At 72.5% G+C, this 16420-nt stretch carries 15 protein-coding genes; 7 read left to right on the top strand and 8 right to left on the bottom strand.

The window, feature by feature from the left end; all coding sequences use genetic code 11:
* Positions 1–18 precede the first annotated feature (18 nt).
* Positions 19–1641, top strand: coding sequence for an N-acyl-D-amino-acid deacylase family protein (locus tag ACZ4Z2_RS10340; RefSeq protein WP_468074327.1), 1623 nt, complete (start codon positions 19–21; stop codon positions 1639–1641).
* 21 nt (positions 1642–1662) lie between these two features.
* On the opposite strand, the gene ACZ4Z2_RS10335 is transcribed toward ACZ4Z2_RS10340, so the two are convergent.
* Positions 1663–2595 (bottom strand): trypsin-like serine peptidase, encoded by a 933-nt coding sequence (locus tag ACZ4Z2_RS10335; RefSeq protein WP_468074325.1) that lies wholly within the window; start codon positions 2593–2595, stop codon positions 1663–1665.
* A 282-nt stretch (positions 2596–2877) separates the two neighbouring features.
* A complete protein-coding gene (locus ACZ4Z2_RS10330; RefSeq protein WP_468074323.1) occupies positions 2878–3732 on the bottom strand; it encodes a hypothetical protein in 855 nt (284 codons plus the stop codon).
* Between the two features lie 174 nt (positions 3733–3906).
* On the opposite strand from ACZ4Z2_RS10330, the gene ACZ4Z2_RS10325 reads away from it, so the two are divergent.
* The 6 genes from ACZ4Z2_RS10325 (at position 3907) to ACZ4Z2_RS10300 (ending at position 10532) form a co-directional block, all read left to right on the top strand.
* Complete coding sequence (locus tag ACZ4Z2_RS10325) at positions 3907–5118, top strand: pyridoxal phosphate-dependent aminotransferase (protein ID WP_468074321.1); 1212 nt, start codon at positions 3907–3909, stop codon at positions 5116–5118.
* A 92-nt stretch (positions 5119–5210) separates the two neighbouring features.
* A complete protein-coding gene (locus ACZ4Z2_RS10320; RefSeq protein WP_468074319.1) occupies positions 5211–5666 on the top strand; it encodes an SCO4983 family protein in 456 nt (151 codons plus the stop codon).
* Between the two features lie 466 nt (positions 5667–6132).
* On the top strand, positions 6133–7206 hold the full coding sequence (locus ACZ4Z2_RS10315) for a substrate-binding domain-containing protein (protein WP_468074317.1): 1074 nt from the start codon (positions 6133–6135) through the stop codon (positions 7204–7206).
* Between the two features lie 20 nt (positions 7207–7226).
* Positions 7227–8393, top strand: coding sequence for a toxic anion resistance protein (locus ACZ4Z2_RS10310; RefSeq protein WP_468074315.1), 1167 nt, complete (start codon positions 7227–7229; stop codon positions 8391–8393).
* On the top strand, positions 8390–9943 hold the full coding sequence (locus ACZ4Z2_RS10305) for a substrate-binding and vWA domain-containing protein (RefSeq protein ID WP_468074313.1): 1554 nt from the start codon (positions 8390–8392) through the stop codon (positions 9941–9943). The genes ACZ4Z2_RS10310 and ACZ4Z2_RS10305 overlap by 4 nt, the downstream gene beginning before the upstream one ends.
* A gap of 4 nt (positions 9944–9947) precedes the next feature.
* Positions 9948–10532, top strand: a complete 585-nt coding sequence (locus ACZ4Z2_RS10300) for a hypothetical protein (RefSeq protein WP_468074685.1) — start codon at positions 9948–9950, stop codon at positions 10530–10532.
* A 40-nt stretch (positions 10533–10572) separates the two neighbouring features.
* Here ACZ4Z2_RS10300 and ACZ4Z2_RS10295 read toward each other — a convergent pair whose 3' ends face one another.
* From ACZ4Z2_RS10295 to ACZ4Z2_RS10270, 6 genes are all read right to left on the bottom strand, one after another.
* Positions 10573–11733: a hypothetical protein gene (locus ACZ4Z2_RS10295; protein WP_468074311.1), complete on the bottom strand. Its 1161-nt coding sequence runs from the start codon at positions 11731–11733 to the stop codon at positions 10573–10575.
* Between the two features lie 46 nt (positions 11734–11779).
* On the bottom strand, positions 11780–12562 hold the full coding sequence (locus ACZ4Z2_RS10290; protein ID WP_468074309.1) for a PP2C family serine/threonine-protein phosphatase: 783 nt from the start codon (positions 12560–12562) through the stop codon (positions 11780–11782).
* A 1-nt stretch (position 12563) separates the two neighbouring features.
* The gene (locus ACZ4Z2_RS10285) at positions 12564–13325 is read right to left on the bottom strand and encodes a vWA domain-containing protein (RefSeq protein ID WP_468074307.1); all 762 of its coding nucleotides are present in this window, start codon (positions 13323–13325) and stop codon (positions 12564–12566) included.
* Positions 13326–13435: 110 nt separating this feature from the next.
* Positions 13436–14608: a hypothetical protein gene (locus tag ACZ4Z2_RS10280; protein WP_468074305.1), complete on the bottom strand. Its 1173-nt coding sequence runs from the start codon at positions 14606–14608 to the stop codon at positions 13436–13438.
* A 166-nt stretch (positions 14609–14774) separates the two neighbouring features.
* Positions 14775–15059: a hypothetical protein gene (locus tag ACZ4Z2_RS10275; RefSeq protein WP_359697328.1), complete on the bottom strand. Its 285-nt coding sequence runs from the start codon at positions 15057–15059 to the stop codon at positions 14775–14777.
* 271 nt (positions 15060–15330) lie between these two features.
* Positions 15331–16320: a serine/threonine-protein kinase gene (locus tag ACZ4Z2_RS10270; protein ID WP_468074303.1), complete on the bottom strand. Its 990-nt coding sequence runs from the start codon at positions 16318–16320 to the stop codon at positions 15331–15333.
* Between the last annotated feature and the right edge of the window lie 100 nt (positions 16321–16420).

Raw genomic sequence — 16420 nt, 5'->3', positions numbered from 1 at the left:
TCTCGAAAGGTGGCAGAGATGGACGACGTCGTCCTGCGTGACGCCGAGGTGGTCGACGGCTCCGGCGGCCCCTCCTACCGCGCCGACGTGGTCGTGGCGGACGGCAGGATCACCTCCATCGTGCAGGAGGCCGCAGCGGCCGGGTGCCAGCGGCCCTCCGCCCGCCGGGAGCTCGACGTCGAGGGGCTGGTCCTCACGCCCGGCTTCGTCGACATGCACGCGCACAGCGACCTGGCCCTGCTGCGCGACCCCGAGCACACCGCGAAGGTCGCCCAGGGCGTGACCCTGGAGGTCATCGGGCAGGACGGGCTGTCGTACGCGCCGGTCGACGACCGGACCCTCGAAGAGGTACGGCGGGCGATCACCGGCTGGAACGGCTACGGCGAGGACATCGACTTCAGCTGGCGTTCGGTCGGCGGGTACCTGGACCGCCTCGACCACGGCTTCGACGGCGAGGGCATCGCCGTGAACGCCGCCTACCTCGTCCCGCAGGGCACCGTGCGGATGCTCGCCATGGGGTGGGAGGACCGGGAGGCCACGCCTCAGGAGCTGGACCGTATGCGGGGGTTGGTCGCGGACGGGCTGCGCGAGGGCGCGGTCGGCATGTCGTCGGGGCTGACGTACACACCCGGCATGTACGCCGAGGACGCCGAACTCACCGAGCTGTGCCGGGTGGTCGCCGAGTACGGCGGCTACTACTGCCCGCATCACCGCTCGTACGGGGCGGGCGCGCTCCGGGCGTACGCGGAGATGGTCGCCCTGACGCGTGAGGCCGGCTGCGCCCTCCATCTCGCCCACGCCACCCTGAACTTCGGCGTGAACGAGGGTCGTGCCCCCGAGCTGCTGGCGCTCCTCGACGACGCGCTCGCGGCGGGCGCCGACATCACCCTCGACACCTACCCGTACACCCCCGGCTGCACGACCCTCGGGGCGCTGCTGCCCGGTTGGGCGAGCGCGGGCGGGCCGGAGGCGGTCCTGGCGCGGCTGAGGGACGAGGACACGGCCGCGCGCATCCGGTACGACCTGGAGGTGGTCGGCGCCGACGGGTGCCACGGGGTGCCGGTCGAGTGGGACACGATCGAGGTCTCGGGGACCGCCGACCCGGCGCTGTCGTCGTACGTCGGCCGGACGGTCCAGGAGTCCGCCGACGCGCGCGGCGAGGAACCGTGGGTGACGGCGCGGCGGCTGCTCGTCGAGGACCGGCTGGGGTCGACGATCCTCCAGCACGTCGGTCACGAGGAGAACGTGCGCGCGATCATGCGCCACCGGGCGCACACCGGCGGCTCGGACGGCATCCTGCGCGGCGCCAAGCCGCATCCGCGCACGTACGGCACGTTCCCGCACTATCTGGGACGGTACGTACGGGAGTTGGGGGTGCTGTCCCTGGAGGAGTGCGTCGCCCACCTCACCTCGCGGCCCGCCGCCCGGCTGCGGCTGCCCGACCGGGGGCTGGTCCGCGAGGGGTACCGCGCCGACCTCGTCCTCCTCGACCCGGCGACGGTCGCCGCCGGGTCGACGTACGAGGCCCCGCGCACCCTGCCCACCGGTATCCCGTACGTCCTCGTCGACGGCCGTTTCGCGATCGAGGACGGCCGGCGTACGGACGTGCTGGCGGGGCGGGCGGTCCGCCGCGCCCCCTGAGAGGGCGCGGCGCCTCGCGGGTTACGGCCTGGGGAGTATGCAGCCGCTGCGGGTCAGGTCGAGCTTGCTGTCGGCGCCGAAGCAGGCCGGGACGTGCCAGGTCTGCTGGCCGTAGTTGATGCCCTCGCGGACGGTGACGGTGCCGTTCGCGTCGACCTCGCACGGGTTGTTGTCGGTGCAGCGCCCGCCGTCCTCGTTGCCCGTGTTGTTGACGGCCACGACCTTGCCGGTGGCGTTGTCGAGCACGGGCGAGCCGGAGGTGCCGCCGATGGTCTTGCAGGCGGAGGTGTAGCGGACCGAGTCCTTCCAGGTCCACACGCCTTCCTTGAGGCGGTACGCGTAGCCGTCGACGTCGCAGGCGTAGGTCCGCTTCCAGTAGCCGGAGACGACCGTGATGTCGGTGCCCACGGCGGGGCGGGCCGTGTCGAAGACCAGCGCGTTGATCCCGTACGCGCTCTTGATCTGCCCGTAGGTGGTGGTGAGCCGGTACAGCGCCATGTCGGTGTCGGTCATCGTGCCGTACACGATCCGGTTGGCGCGGAGGGTGGCGACGCGGGTGCCGGCCGAGTTGAGGAGGCCGAAGGAGCGGGTGGAGGCGCGGTCGACGAGGACCTCACCGGGGTCGGGGAAGCCGGTCTCCAGGCAGTGGCCGTTGGTCATCACCAGGGCCGGGTCGTCGTCCTCGGCGTTCGGCATCCGGACGACCGAGCCGGAGCAGTTGCTGAGCGAGACGGTGCCCGCGAAGTTCACGGCCCGGGCCGCGGAGTCCGCCGGGGCCACCCGGGACGCGGCGTCGGCCACGGCCTTGTTCGCCGCGTCGACGACGCCGGCGACCGCCGTCTTCACGGTCCCCGCCGCGGGTTCCGGTGCGGCCTGGGGTGCCGCGACCGCCGGTGCCGCGCCCGCCCCGGTGATCACCAGGGCGAACAGCGCGGCAACGAGAGGCTTTCTCATGTGGGGGTCCCTCTCTTGCTCTACGTGAGTGACAGGAGATCTTCCGGCCACCGCAGTTTGTCATGCGCATTGTGAGGGCGGTGTGACGACCGAGCAAGGACTTGGTTCCGGCCGAATGGCGCTCAGCCAGGGGAAGTTGGGGTTTCGCAGGGGGATGGGGGGATTCGGAACGGGGGCGGTTCATGGGACTGGCGCGGGGGCCACCTCGCCGGAACCAACCCGCTGCCGCCGCCGACGGCGGCGGCGCCGTCGTCGGCGAAATCACCCCCGGCCCCCGCGCGCCTACCTCGGCCCCTTCGTCGCTCCCTGGCCGCGGCCCTGGTTGCCTCCCGAGTTGCCTCGGCCCGGGTCGGTTGTCGGGGAGGGGGTCGCGGGCGCTGTCGTGGAGCGTGTGGGTGTCGGGGTCGGGGTGGTGGGCTCGGGGGACGACGGGGACGGAGTCGCGGACGCCTCGTTCGGTGACGCGGAGGGCGATGGTGTCCGCCCCGTGTCGGAGGACGCGTCCGCCGACGGTGTGGCCGCTCCCCCGCCGCCGGACCGGCCGTCGGCCGGCGCGGACCCCTTGGTCGCCGGACCGCTCGGTCCCTCCTCGTCCGAGGAGCCGCCACCGGCGAGCCCTGCCGCCACGGCACCCACGAGCACGGCCGCGGCGACGCCGCCCGCGATCAGGACCCCGCGCCGCCGGGCCCGGCGCCGTCCGAGCGCCGCCCGGCGGCCACCCGGCGGCCGCGCGCGACGCCCGCCGGGGTCCGCGCCGCGGTGCGGGGACGGCCCGTCCGGCGCGTAGGGGTCGGGCGCGTACGGGTCGGGCGCGTACGGGTCGGGCGTGTACAGGTCACCCTCGTACGTCCCGTCCGCCCCCGAGGCGGAGGGGGCGCCGGTTCCGGCGGGGGCGTCCGCGCGTCTCTCCCGGAGGTCGTCCAGCACGACCTCGTCCAGCTGCACGGTGTCGTCGTAGGCGTTCTGCCAGCCGTGGGCGGCGGCGGGGTCGGGGAAGGCGTCGTAGGCGGGCGTCACGGAGGGGTCGCCGAGCGGGTGGTACACGTTCGGCGGTTCCTGGGAGGTCTCACCGTCCTGGCCCACACCGCTCACCCCGTTCACCCCGTTCACCCGATCGCCCCATTCATTGCTTTTCATCGCCTTCATCTCATGTGCCCTGGAGCCGTGTGGGGGGCGGCCGGACCTGGGGGCGGATTCTAGGGAGGAGTGGCGCTCAGGGACAGCGGAGGAACATTTCGGCACATAGCGCCGGGGTCTCACGTGGTGGAAAACACGACCCACGAGGCGTTACCGGGTCGTAAGCTCACGGACATGCAGGTGATCCAGTCGACCAAGCTCGCCAACGTCTGTTACGAGATCCGGGGCCCGGTGCTCGAGGAGGCGATGCGGCTGGAGGCTGCCGGTCACCGCATCCTCAAGCTGAACACGGGCAATCCGGCCGCCTTCGGCTTCGAGTGCCCGCCGGAGATCCTGGAGGACATCCTCCGCAATGTGTCGTCGGCCCACGGCTACGGCGACGCGAAGGGCCTCCTGGCGGCGCGCCGGGCGGTCGTCATGCACAACCAGACCCTCGGCATCGAGACGGACGTCGAGCACGTCTTCATCGGCAACGGCGTCTCCGAGCTGATCGTCATGGCGATGCAGGGCCTGCTGGACGACGGTGACGAGGTGCTCGTACCGGCCCCGGACTATCCGCTGTGGACGGCGGCGGTGTCGCTGTCCGGCGGCACCGCGGTCCACTACCGCTGCGACGAGCAGTCCGACTGGATGCCGGACCTCGCCGACATCGAGCGCAAGGTCACCGACCGCACCAAGGCGCTCGTCATCATCAACCCCAACAACCCGACGGGCGCGGTGTACGACGAGGCGATGATCCGCGGCCTCACGGACATCGCGCGCCGCCACAACCTCCTCATCTGCTCCGACGAGATCTACGACAAGATCCTCTACGACGGCGCCACACACACCCCGACGGCCGCGGTCGCCCCGGACCTGCTGACGCTGACCTTCAACGGCATGTCGAAGGCGTACCGGGTCGCGGGCTACCGCGTCGGCTGGATGTCGATCTCCGGCCCCCGCGCGCACGCCGACTCCTACATCGAGGGCCTGACGATCCTGGCGAACATGCGGCTGTGCGCCAACATGCCGGGGCAGCACGGAGTGGTCGCCGCGCTCAGCGGACGCCAGACGATCAACGACCTGGTGCTGCCGGGCGGGCGCCTGAAGGAGCAGCGGGACGTCGCGTACGACCTGCTGACGCAGATCCCGGGCGTGACGTGCGTGAAGCCGAAGGGGGCGCTGTATCTGTTCCCGCGGCTCGACCCCGATGTCTTCAAGATCAAGGACGACCGGCGGATGGTCCTCGATCTGCTCCGCCAGGAGAAGATCATGGTCGTCCAGGGCACCGGCTTCAACTGGCCCGAGCCGGACCACTTCCGCGTGGTGACCCTGCCGACCGTGGCCGATCTGAGGTCGGCGATCACCCGGATCGGGAACTTCCTGGACGGCTACGGCCAGCCCTGAGGCGTCCAACCGGGAGACTTCCGGACCTCGCTCAACTTTAGACGGAATCTAATGTAGGCTGGTTCTCCGAGAGCGAGCTTGGAGGCCATCCCATGTACGAGCCGATCCGCACCAAGTCGGTCCACACGATGGCCGGCACGACCTCCTCCGACTTCCCCCACCGTTCGCGTGAGGAGGAGCTGGACATCCAGCTCGCCGGCCATCTGGCCGCCCTGCTCGCGGTGACCGACGAGCTGCGCGCCCTGGCCCCCACCGCCGACCTCGACACGGCCGCCGAGCGGCTGTCCGAGCAGGTGGCCCGGCTGCGCGGCGGCCGCCCGCCCGTCCGGTCGTCCGTGCCGGCCGGCGGCCCCGAGCGCGATGTCGCCGGGCTGCACCGGCGCGCGCACACCCTCGCCGGGCGCGCTCTCGTGGTCGCCGCCTCCCGCGCCGACACCGCGGCCGCGATCCTGACCGCCGAGCGCATGGACGCCCACGCCGCCGCCGAGCGCGTCGACGCCCGCACCGCCGCCGAGCCCCTGGCCGCCCGCGAGCTGGCCGCCCGCTGACACCCCGCCCGGCACACCCCGAGCAGGCGGCACACCCCCCGAGCCGCCGCTCCCGCCGACGGCCCCGGTCCGCGTGCACCCGCAGCGACGCGCGGACCGGGCGCCACAGCACCGCACAACGCCCCGCGCCGCCGAGCGCGTCGACGCCCGCACCGCCGCCGAGCCCCTGGCCGCCCACTGACACCCCGTCCGGCACACCCCGAGCGGGCGGCACACCCCCCGAGCCGCCGCTCCCGCCGACGGCCCCGGTCCGCGTGCACCCGCAGCGACGCGCGGACCGGGCGCCACAGCACCGCACGACGCCCCGCGCCGCCGAAGAGTCCCGGCCGCTCCCCGCCTCCCCCCTCCCCCGCCCCCTCCCTCTGAGCGGCGGTGCCCGTTCCGGTTGCGTTCCGGGACGGCGGCTTCACCCCGTGTTCACCCGTACCGCCCCGGAACGTCCGATTCCGCGAGCACGCTCCTCGGTGTGAGACGCATCGCAGGGATCGTCCTCGCGGTCCTGCTGATCGGCGGCGTGGTGGCAGCCGTCGTGGCGGGCCGGGACACCGGGGACACGAGCACGGCAACGAAGACCGTGCGTGGAGTGATCGGGTCGGAGAAGGCGGAGTTCTTCGCCGACCCGGAGGTGGTGAAGGCCCTGGCCGCCGAGGGCTACACCGTGAGGACGGAGACATCGGGCTCCTGGGCCATGGACGGGCTCGACCTGAAGGGGTACGACTTCGCCTTCCCCTCCAGCAAGGCCCCCGCCGACGAACTGGCCGCGAAGTACCAGGTACGCGAACCGCTGCCCCGGCCCTACTACTCCCCCCTCGTCGTGGTCGCCCACCGGGGCGCCGCCGAGGTGCTGAGCCGCAACGGCCTGGCCACGCTGGAGAAGGACCGCGGCGTCCTCGACATGGGCGCCTACGTCGACGCGGCCCACACCGGCCGCACCTGGCAGCAGCTCAAGGGGGCGGACAAGCACGGTGAGCTGGCGGGGCTCCTCTACATCGCCACCACCGACCCGACGACCTCCAACTCGGGGGCCCTCTACCTCGCCGCGGTCTCCAACGTCGCCAATGACGGACGGGTCGTCGCGAGCGAGGCGGACATCAAGAGGACCGCGCCCCTCCTGCACGACCTGATCAGCGTCCAGGGCGCCCAGCAACCGAGCAGCGACGCGGCGTTCCGCGACTTCGTCAGCGGGGTCGGCAACCCGCTCGTCCTCGTCTACGAGTCCCAGGTCGCCGCCCTGCTCGCCGACGGCCAGAAGGTCGACGACCTGGTCGTCCTCTACCCGGACACCACCGTCAACAGCGACCACACCGTCGTGCCCGTCACGGACGAGGGCCGGGCCCTCGGTGAACTGCTGGGCACTGACCCGGAGTTGCGCCGCCTGGCGGCCCGGCACGGGTTCCGGCCGCAGGGCTCGGCGAAGGAGTTCACGGCCGCGACAGCCGGCCTCACCACGTATCTGACGCCTCGGCTCACCGTCCGGCAGGCGCCCGTGCCCACCTCCGAGGTGCTGCACGAGATGGCGCGCCGGGCGCGGGGCCGCTGAACCACGGGGGAACACCAACCATGACAACGGAAGACAGCTTCACCCTCACCCCGCCCGAGCCGGTCACGGCCGTGCCCCGGGAGAAGGCCGGCGGACTCGTGCCGGTCGAGGAGTCCGTACGGTCGGACATGGCCAGGAAGGCCGAGGAGTACGTCCGGTCGCTGGCCGCGCTCGACGCCCGGTCACCGGAGTTCGCGGGGAAGGTCGGGGAGATCGCGGCGCTCGGCGCGGGCGAGATACGCACGGCCGCCGCGCAGTCCAACCGCATGCTGGAGCGGACCGTCCGCAGCCTGCCCGGCAAGGGCGGGGACGCCCAGTCGCAGGTCGCCGGCTCGCTCGTCGAACTGCGGCGTGTGGTCGAGGACCTGGACCCGCGGGACCTGCCCGCCGGCAAGGGCCGCAAGCTCCTGTCCCGGCTGCCGGGCGGCAACCGGCTGCGCGACCACGTCGCCAAGTACGCCTCCGCGCAGGGCACCCTCAACCGCATCGTGGGTTCGCTGCGCGGCGGGCAGGACGAACTGCGGCGGGACAGCGCCGCGTTGCAGACGGAGCGGGTCCGCCTGTGGGAGACCATGGGCAAGCTCCAGGAGTACGTGGTCCTGACGGAGGCCCTGGACACGGCCGTCGAGGCGCACATCGCCGCCGCCGACCCGCAGCAGGCCGACACCCTGCGCGCCGACGTACTCTTCCCCGTCCGGCAGAAGCACCAGGACCTGCTCACCCAGCTGGCCGTCTGCGCCCAGGGCTATCTGGCCATGGACGTCGTCCGCCGCAACAACGAGGAGCTGATCAAGGGCGTCGACCGGGCCGCCACGACCACGGTCTCGGCGCTGCGCATCTCCGTGATGCTGGCCTCGGCCCTCGACACCCAGCGCAAGGTCGTCGACCAGGTGAACGCGTTGCGCGGCACGACCGAGGACCTCATCCGCGGCAACGCCGAGATGCTCGCCACCCAGAGCGGTGAGATCCAGCGCATCGCCGCCGACCCGGCCGTCGGCGCGGAGACCCTCCGCTCGGCCTTCCAGCAGATCTACCGCACCCTCGACACCATCGACACGTACAAGGCGCAGGCGACCGAGACCATGGCCGCGACGGTGGAGTCCCTGACGGCCGAACTGCAGGGCGCCGGACGCTACTTGGAGCGCAGCCGCTCGCAGGGCGTCCTCGAAGGGGGTGGGCTCATATGAGACGGACCCTGTCGGCCTCCCGCGCTGCCGCCGCCCTCGCGCTGGCCCTGGCGACGGCCGGATGCACGACCTCCACCGAGACCCCCTCCGACCCGGACACCTACGTCCCCGGCACCCTGCGCGTCCTCGCTTCCAGCGAACTCGCCGACATGAAGCCGGTGCTGGAGCGGGTCGAGAAGGACACGGGCATCACGGTGCGGCCCACCTACATGGGCACCCTGGACGCCGTGGAACTGCTCGGCGAGGGCCGGGCCGAGGACTCCTACGACGCCGTGTGGCTGTCGTCCAACGACTATCTGCGGCTGCGGCCGGACGCGGCGAAGCGGATCGTGTCGGAGACCCCGGTGATGTCCAGCCCGGTGGCGATCGGTGTGAAGGGCGCGACCGTACGGAAGCTGGGCTGGAAGCCGGACAGCGTCACCTGGTCGGACATCGAGGAGGCCGTCGCGGACGGCGGCCTCACGTACGGCATGACGGACCCGGCCCGCTCCCACTCCGGCTTCTCCACCCTCGTCTCGGTGGCCTCCGGGCTCTCCGGCGCCCAGTCCGCGCTCACCGACACGGACGTGACGCGGGCGACGCCCCGGCTGAAGGAGTTCTTCCAGGGGCAGAAGCTGACCTCGGGCTCGTCGGGCTGGCTGGCCGCGGCCTACGACCGGCGCGGCGACGTCGACGCGCTGCTCAACTACGAGTCGGTGCTGAAGGCGCGGAAGGACCTGACGGTGATCCGCCCGCGCGACGGGGTCGTCACCGCCGACTACCCGCTCTCCTCCCTCGCGTCGACCGGCAAGGACGTCCGGGACGACGTGCGGCGCCTCACCGACGCCCTGCGCGCCCCGGACACCCAGCGGCTGATCACCGAGAAGACCCTGCGCCGCCCGGTCGTCCCCTCGGTCCGCCCCGCCGCGGGCCTCGACACCACCCGGCGCCGTGAACTGCCCTTCCCCGGCAGCCGGTCCGTCGCCGACGGGCTGATCGACGCGTACGAGAACGAGCTGCGCCGCCCGTCCCGGACCGTGTACGTCCTCGACACCTCGGGCTCGATGGAGGGCGACCGTCTGGACCGGCTGAAGGACGCCCTCACCGAGCTGACCGGCGACTTCCGGGACCGGGAGGAGGTCACGCTGATGCCGTTCGGGTCGGACGTGAAGAGCGTGCGGACCCATGTGGTCCGGCCGTCGGACCCGAAGGCGGGGCTGGACGGCATCCGCGCCGACACCCGGAAGCTGTCCGCCTCCGGCGACACCGCCATCTACACCTCGCTGCGCAAGGCGTACGAGCACCTCGGGGCCGCCGACCGGGACACGTTCACCTCGATCGTGCTGATGACGGACGGCGAGAACACCGAGGGCGCGAGCCCGGCGGACTTCGACGCCTTCTACCAGCGGCTGCCCGCCGCCGAGCAGCGCGTCCCCGTCTTCCCGATCCTCTTCGGCGACTCCGACAGGGACGAACTGGAGCACATCGCCGACCTGACCGGCGGCCGTCTCTTCGACGCCCGGCGGGGCTCGCTGGACGGCGCCTTCGAGGAGATCCGTGGCTACCAGTAGGTTCATGGCGTACGTCGAGTCCCGGAAGAACCTCACCGGCGGCGCCCTCGGGGTGGTGGGACTCGGGCTGACCTTCGCTGGGGTGGCGGGCCCGTACTGGCCGGTCGTGGTCGCCGGTCTGTACGGCGCGGGCGCGCTGCTCGCCCCGCCGGAGCGCCCGCCGGTGCCCGACTTCCCGGACCCGTCCGCCCAGCTCGACGAGGTCCGCGCCGACTTCGGCCGGCTGGGCGGCTACCTCGCCGGCATCGAGCTGCCGCCGGCGGCCGCCGGGCGCCTCACCGAGCTGACGGAGCTGCTGACGGCCCTGCTCGACCCCGGCTGGGTCGCCGAGATCCTGGGCCAGGACCCCGAGGGCGTCCACACCCTGTCCCGGGCGGTGCGGCAGGACGTGCCCGAGGCCGTCGACACCTATGTCCGCACCCGCTGGTGGACCCGTCTGACCCCCGGCACGGAACCCCCCGAGCGCCATCTGGAGCGCCAGCTGGCCCTGCTGCACGACGAGTTGGAGCGGCTGGCGGCGGCCCTGCGGGACACCGAGGCGCGCCGGCAGGAGTCGCACACCCGCTACCTGGAGGACCGCTCGGGCTGAACCCCGGCCGGGTCGGCCCACGGCCACCGGGTGCCCCGGCTCAGCCGATGTTCGCCAGGATCACGATCAGCAGCACCACCGCGATCACCACGCCGAGCACCTTCAGGGCGGCGTACGGGGACGGGGGCTGGTCCGGGACGGGCGGCACTCCCGGGACCGGGGCCGGCCGGGGCCCGTTGAACACGTCGTGCCCGGTCACGGCGATCCGGGTGCACCAGGGGCAGGTCGGCAGATGGGAGCCGTAGGTGTGCAGGGGCCGTACCGTGCACGACCGCACCTGCCCGCGTTCCTTGTCGAGGGCGCGCAGCCACGCCTCGGCCGGGGGCCGGGCGGTGGGGGTCTGGACGCCGGGGCCGAAGGCGGTCCTGGCGAGGGTGAGGAGCTCGGGTGGCAGGACGGAGGGGTCGACGGTGCCGCGCGGGATGATGACCATCTCCGGGCGGACGACGTAGGAGATGCTCGCGGCGATGTTGTCCTTGACCGTCGACTCGGAGGTGCTCTCGTGCGGGACCCCGCCGAAGGGGTGGTTGCCCGCGGTGAGCAGCTGGTAGACGAGGACGGCCAGGGCGAAGTCGTCGCTCTGCCGGGTGGCGGGGCCGCCGGCCTGCCGTTCGGGGGCCGAGTAGTCGGTGGTGTGCATCAGGCAGGGGAACAGCTCGCCGGTGGCCGGGTCGGTGAAGGCGATGGAGTCGCAGTCGAGGAAGGTGACGAAGCCGTTGCCGTCGACGACGACGTTGCTGCTGGAGAAGTCGCCGATGACGAGGTTGTCGTGGTGCATCCGGGCCGTCATGAAGGCGAGGTTCCAGGCGACGCCGAGCAGGAACCGCCAGTCGGCCCGGTCCGGGAAGAGCTTCAGCCGCTGGACGCGGGTGAACAGACCCACGAGCTGCACGTGCTGGGGTTCGCCGAAGCGGCGCATCGCGTACCCGAGGAACTCGCCGTTCGTGCCGCGCGCCATCGCCGTCGGCCAGGCCAGCTCGGGCGGCTGGTTGGCGTCGGTCGGGCGGGCGGCCAGCGGGGACATGGTGAGCATGCGGGCCAGCCGCCGTTCCTGGTCGGGTCCGGGCGGGTCGCGGTAGATCTTGACGACGATCCCGGCGTCGCCCTCCACGGGAAACACGGCCGCCTGCCCGCCCCCCTTGAGGGGCTGCTCGGCGAGCCTGACCGCCTTGCCGTCGAGGAAGACCGTGCGGCCGCTCATGGCCGTACCTCCGGGTGCTCTCTGGGGCGGACCGGCGTCGGCGCCGTCATCCGCGGCTCGTGCGGACGGCTCGCAGCAGGGTCTTGTCGTCGGCGTTCAGGGCGGTGAGGCGGTCGGAGCGCAGAAGGGCGGCGAGGTTGCCGTCGGCGTCGTCGGACGCGGTGTCGAGGGAGCGGAAGACGGCGTCGGCGAAGGAGGTGTTCGGGGACGGGGCGCCGCCCGCCGACCGGGTGAGCATGGCCTGGGCGAGGCCGTCCGTGGAGAGCAGCACCCCGTCGACGCCGTCGTCCGAGACGCAGTCGGTGTGCGTCCAGCGGGCCGCGTCCGGTGAGGTCAGGAACACCGTCTCGTTGCTGTACTCGCTGACCGCTGCCGCCTGCGGCAGCAGATGGAACTGCCGTTCCCCGTCCTCGGTCCCCGCCCGTACGACGACGAACCCGTCCCCGACGGTCAGATGCCCGAGCCAGCCGGGCGCCAGCACGACCACGGTCAGGGTGGTGGCGAAGTCGGGCGCGTCACTGCCCGTCCGGTCCAGGAAGTCGTCGCTGACGTCCCGCAACGCGTCCCGCAGCAGCTCGTGCACGGCCTCCCCGGGCTGCACCTCCACGGAGGCGCCGGCCCGCCGCGCGAAGTGCTCGGCGGCGAGCTTCACCGCCAGCCGCGAGCCCTCCTCCGAGCGCGGCCGGCTGCCGGCGCCGTCGGCGACCGCGAGGACGGCGACGGCGGGGGTGGTGACATAGCCGCAGGCGTCCTGGCAGGGCAGGCCCTGACGGCGGTGCCGGTACCCCTCGACGCTGAGCCCGTGGACGCGCCACGACGGGACGCCCACCTCACGCCTCCCAGGCCGGGCGCTGGGTCTTGAACTGGCTGAAGATCTTCTCGAACACCTCGTCCCCCGCCCCCTTCTGCTCGGCGTTGGCGCTGGCGGACATCATCTGGAGCAGCTCCCGGAACGGGAACCCCTGCAACCGCGCGTTGAACTTGGGCGCGAACGCCTGCAGCACCTGCTCCCCCCGGTCCGTGATGCCGCCCACGCCGATGGCGTACAGCCGGAACCGGCGGGAGCGCTGCTCCTCGGCGAGGACGGGTATCAGCCGGTGCCAGGAGTCGGTGAGGTGACCGGTCGGGTCGGTCGGCAGTCCGTCCGTGACGAGGCAGATCTGCGGCCGGTAGTACTGCAGCCCGGACGCCCTCAACTCCGCCTTGCGGGCCGCGACGATGTGCATCGACAGCTCCAGCGCCTCGGTCATCAGGGTGACCCCGGCGGCCGTCAGCTGCGGTGCCTGGAAGGCGTGCGCGGGGATGAAGGGGCTCATCCGGGTGCGAGGGTCGAGCAGTTGGGGCCCGCGCCAGGCGCCGACGCCCTGGCCGCCGAAGGTGACGACGGCGACCTCCACGCTGTAGCTGAGGCTGACGTCGTCGTGGAGTTCGCGGGTCCACTCGGCGAGCGCGTTGTTCAGCGCCTGGATCGGCGCGCCCGCCATGGAGCTGGAGGTGTCGAGGCACAGCACGAGCGGCATGCGCTGGGCGTTGTTCTCGAACTCGATGTCGGCGTACTCCGCCGGCATGGTGGGCGGGTATTCGCTGTGCATCGTTCTTCCCCCTGGTGTTTCCGTCTTCGTGCTCGGTGCTCGGTGCTCGGTGCGCGTGCGCCTGCGGGTGGGGTTGCGGGTGCGGGTGCGGGTGGGGCTGGCGGCTCGGCCTAGCGGGGGGTGCCCTTGGCGTGGCGGGCGGCGGTGGGCGGGAAGGCGTACAGGACGTCGGAGTCGCGTTCGGGTGCCTCGGCGACGTCGACGAGCCCGCCGGGCACGGGCGGCGGCCGCCCGGCCTCGGCCCATACGGCCCGGTAGAGCACCCGGTCGAGTTCGACGTAGCCCTGGGGGTGCAGTTCGGTGCGGACGACGGCGGTACGGGTGTGGGAGGGGCGGGCGCTCACCTGGCGTCCGTGACGCGCGGTCGGCGCGACGCGCAGCCGGGTGGTGCGCTCGTCACCGCCGCCTGCGGCGGGGCCGGCGGCGCGCCCTTCGACGGGCCGCGGCTCCCGGCGTTCGCGGCGGCGCGCGCCGCCCCCGGGCGGCATGGCGGCCGCCCGCCCGGGGCCCGTGCGATGTCCGACGGCGACGGGGCCGCGCGAGCGCCGGATCACGACGGCGAAGGCGAGGAGCAGCAACGCGAGGAGCAGGCCCATCCAGAGCACGGCCCAGGAGGTGCTGTCCCCGGCGGTCTCCGCGGTGTCGCCGTCGGCCTGTGCGTCGCCGTTCCCGCGGCCGTCATCGCGCCGGTCGCCCTTGCCCTGGTCGCCCTTGCCGTCATTGTCGTCGGCGTTGCCGGATCCGGACGCGTGGGAGTCCGGATCCAGCGGGGTGACGGCGTCGATGTGGACGGAGAGGTCCGCGACGTAGCCCTGTTCGATCAGATACTCCCCGTCCAGCGGGGGAGCCTGACTGTCGCCCTCGGTGAGGTCGTTGCACAGGGGCTCCGGGACGCAGACGCCCGCCTCGTCCAGCTTGTCGACGGCCCACCGCGGTATGCGGTCGATCTTCGCGCGGGGATGGACCATACGGCCCCCGGCCAGGATCAGCAGGGCCGTGCCCCCGTCGCCCGTCCGGCCGTCCTCGGGCACCTCCACGACGAGTTGGTGCCGGCGCTTCTCGACGCCCTCCGTCAGGATGCGCTGCTGGTCCTCGCCCTCGACCAGGGACAGTTGCTCGCCGAGCCTGACGACATGGGGTGTGCCGCTCTTTTCGAGGTGCGCCGCCCAGCACTCCAGCCAAGGGGCGAGAGGGCCTTCGCACCGCCCCTCGGCCGCGGCCGAACCGTGCCCCAGCGGCACCACGGCGACCAGCAACCCCATGAGTACGCCGAGAGAGGACAAACGCCTGACGGCACCCATCGCACCAACCCCCCGTGGCCTGAAAGGCACGCCCCCGCGGCCCTGAAAGACCCGTCCCATACTGGAGCAGGGGGCAGGGCGGCCGGAAGGGTTTGGCGAATTCCACCGGGTGACTTCCGGCAATTGTCGATCGCTTTGCGTTTCACTTCTACAACTTGAACACCTGATGACAACGGCTGAACATCTGCCGCGCCCGTTCCACCCAGTCATTGGCCAAGGCATCGAAGTCGGCCTGGGTGATACGACAGGTCAGCGGAAGATCGCAGACCCCGGCGAGGCATGGGCGCGGCCCGCGTACGTCCCACACGGACAGCATGGGGTTCAGTTGCTCGGTATTCCACGCGTTCGAAGCGGCCGCGGCGATGGCGAGTTGGTCCTGTCGCAGGAAATTCCCGTCCGTGGCGAAGGCGACGAGGAGTTTCTTGGTCGTCATGAATCTGACCGTGACGGTCCGCCCCGCCTCTCGGAGATCGAATTGCAGGGAGACGGACACGGTGTCGTGCACGGTGTGGTAATTCCGCCGTGCCACCCAGTTCTGCACGAGTTGCCGCCAGTGCGTCCCGAGGTCGTAGATCTCGGCGCGCCCGGGGTGCGAGTCGCGGCCGGGGTGCGAGTCCCGTCCGGCGTAGGAGTCCCGCCCCCCGTACGGGTCGCGTCCTGAGGAGGAGTCACGGCCGGGGTAGGGGTCACGGCCCGGGTAGGAGTCAGGCACCGTCACGGACCACCGCCCCGGCGACCATGGCGTCGGTCAGCCCGGCATCGAGCAGTGCCTGGGCGTGCAGCAGCAGACAGGAGGGCACGGACTCGCTGGTGGTACGGCGAAGGTGGCGTTCCTTCAGCTCCTCGTACCGCACCTCGATGGTCCGGGCGACCTGGGGCGGCGGCCAGGCGGCCACCGTGGGCTGCTCCGTGACCAACTCGGCCAGGATCTCCGGCAGTCGGGGCCGCTGCTCGGGCCGCTTGGCGAGGCAGCGCGTGATGAGGGGCCGCAGCCCTTCGGGTACGCCGTCGAGCCGGGGTTTCCCGCGTACGACCTCGACGCGCACCCCTTCCCCGCTGCCGTGCGGGGGACGTCCGGTGAGCGCGTAGACCAGCACCCCGCCCAGCGAGAAGACGTCACTCGGCGGCCCGACCTGGGCACCGCGGATCTGTTCCGGCGACATGAACGGAGGTGTGCCGACGACGACACCGACCCGGGTCAGCCCCGGGGCGCCGTCCACCCGGGAGATACCGAAGTCGATGACGCGGGGCCCGTCGCTCGCCAGCAGGACGTTCGCCGGCTTGAGGTCGCGGTGGACGACCTTGGCGGCATGGATGGCCTGGAGCGCCTCGACGAGCCCCGCGCCGAGGGAACGCACCTGGGCCTCGGGGAGCGGGCCGTCCGCGCGGACCGCCTCCGCGAGGGAGGGACCGGGCACGTACAGGGTGGCGAGCCAGGGCAGTTCGGCCTCCGGGTCCGCGTCGACCACGGCGGCGGTGTACGCGCCGCTGACCACGCGGGCGGCCGCCACCTCCCGCGCGAAACGTTCACGGAACTCGGGTTCCGCGGCGAGTTCCGGTCGGGCGACCTTGACCGCGACCTCCCGGCCCGCGGGTGAGCGGCCGAGGTAGACCCAGCCCATCCCTCCGGAGCCGAGCCGGCCCACTATCTTGTACGGGCCGATCTTCATGGGGTCACTTACGGGTGTACGCACCCCCGGCTCACCTCATTTCGGGGTTCGGTGCGGATGTCCCGTAGTGTCCCGCGATTTCCCTCGCGGGGCAGCCGTTTTGCCCCGTACGCCCGCACGTTCG

The sequence above is a fragment of the Streptomyces sp. NPDC030183 genome (assembly GCF_055573455.1).
This window is presented reverse-complemented; position numbering and strand designations above follow the sequence as displayed.

Excerpts from the sequence above, each read along its gene's own strand:
- ACZ4Z2_RS10340 (WP_468074327.1), top strand. The coding sequence starts at position 19 with ATGGACGACGTCGTCCTGCGTGACGCCGAGGTGGTCGACGGCTCCGGC.
- ACZ4Z2_RS10335 (WP_468074325.1), bottom strand. The coding sequence starts at position 2,595 with ATGAGAAAGCCTCTCGTTGCCGCGCTGTTCGCCCTGGTGATCACCGGG.
- ACZ4Z2_RS10330 (WP_468074323.1), bottom strand. The coding sequence starts at position 3,732 with ATGAAAAGCAATGAATGGGGCGATCGGGTGAACGGGGTGAACGGGGTG.
- ACZ4Z2_RS10325 (WP_468074321.1), top strand. The coding sequence starts at position 3,907 with ATGCAGGTGATCCAGTCGACCAAGCTCGCCAACGTCTGTTACGAGATC.
- ACZ4Z2_RS10320 (WP_468074319.1), top strand. The coding sequence starts at position 5,211 with ATGTACGAGCCGATCCGCACCAAGTCGGTCCACACGATGGCCGGCACG.
- ACZ4Z2_RS10310 (WP_468074315.1), top strand. The coding sequence starts at position 7,227 with ATGACAACGGAAGACAGCTTCACCCTCACCCCGCCCGAGCCGGTCACG.
- ACZ4Z2_RS10305 (WP_468074313.1), top strand. The coding sequence starts at position 8,390 with ATGAGACGGACCCTGTCGGCCTCCCGCGCTGCCGCCGCCCTCGCGCTG.
- ACZ4Z2_RS10300 (WP_468074685.1), top strand. The coding sequence starts at position 9,948 with ATGGCGTACGTCGAGTCCCGGAAGAACCTCACCGGCGGCGCCCTCGGG.
- ACZ4Z2_RS10295 (WP_468074311.1), bottom strand. The coding sequence starts at position 11,733 with ATGAGCGGCCGCACGGTCTTCCTCGACGGCAAGGCGGTCAGGCTCGCC.
- ACZ4Z2_RS10285 (WP_468074307.1), bottom strand. The coding sequence starts at position 13,325 with ATGCACAGCGAATACCCGCCCACCATGCCGGCGGAGTACGCCGACATC.
- ACZ4Z2_RS10275 (WP_359697328.1), bottom strand. The coding sequence starts at position 15,059 with ATGACGACCAAGAAACTCCTCGTCGCCTTCGCCACGGACGGGAATTTC.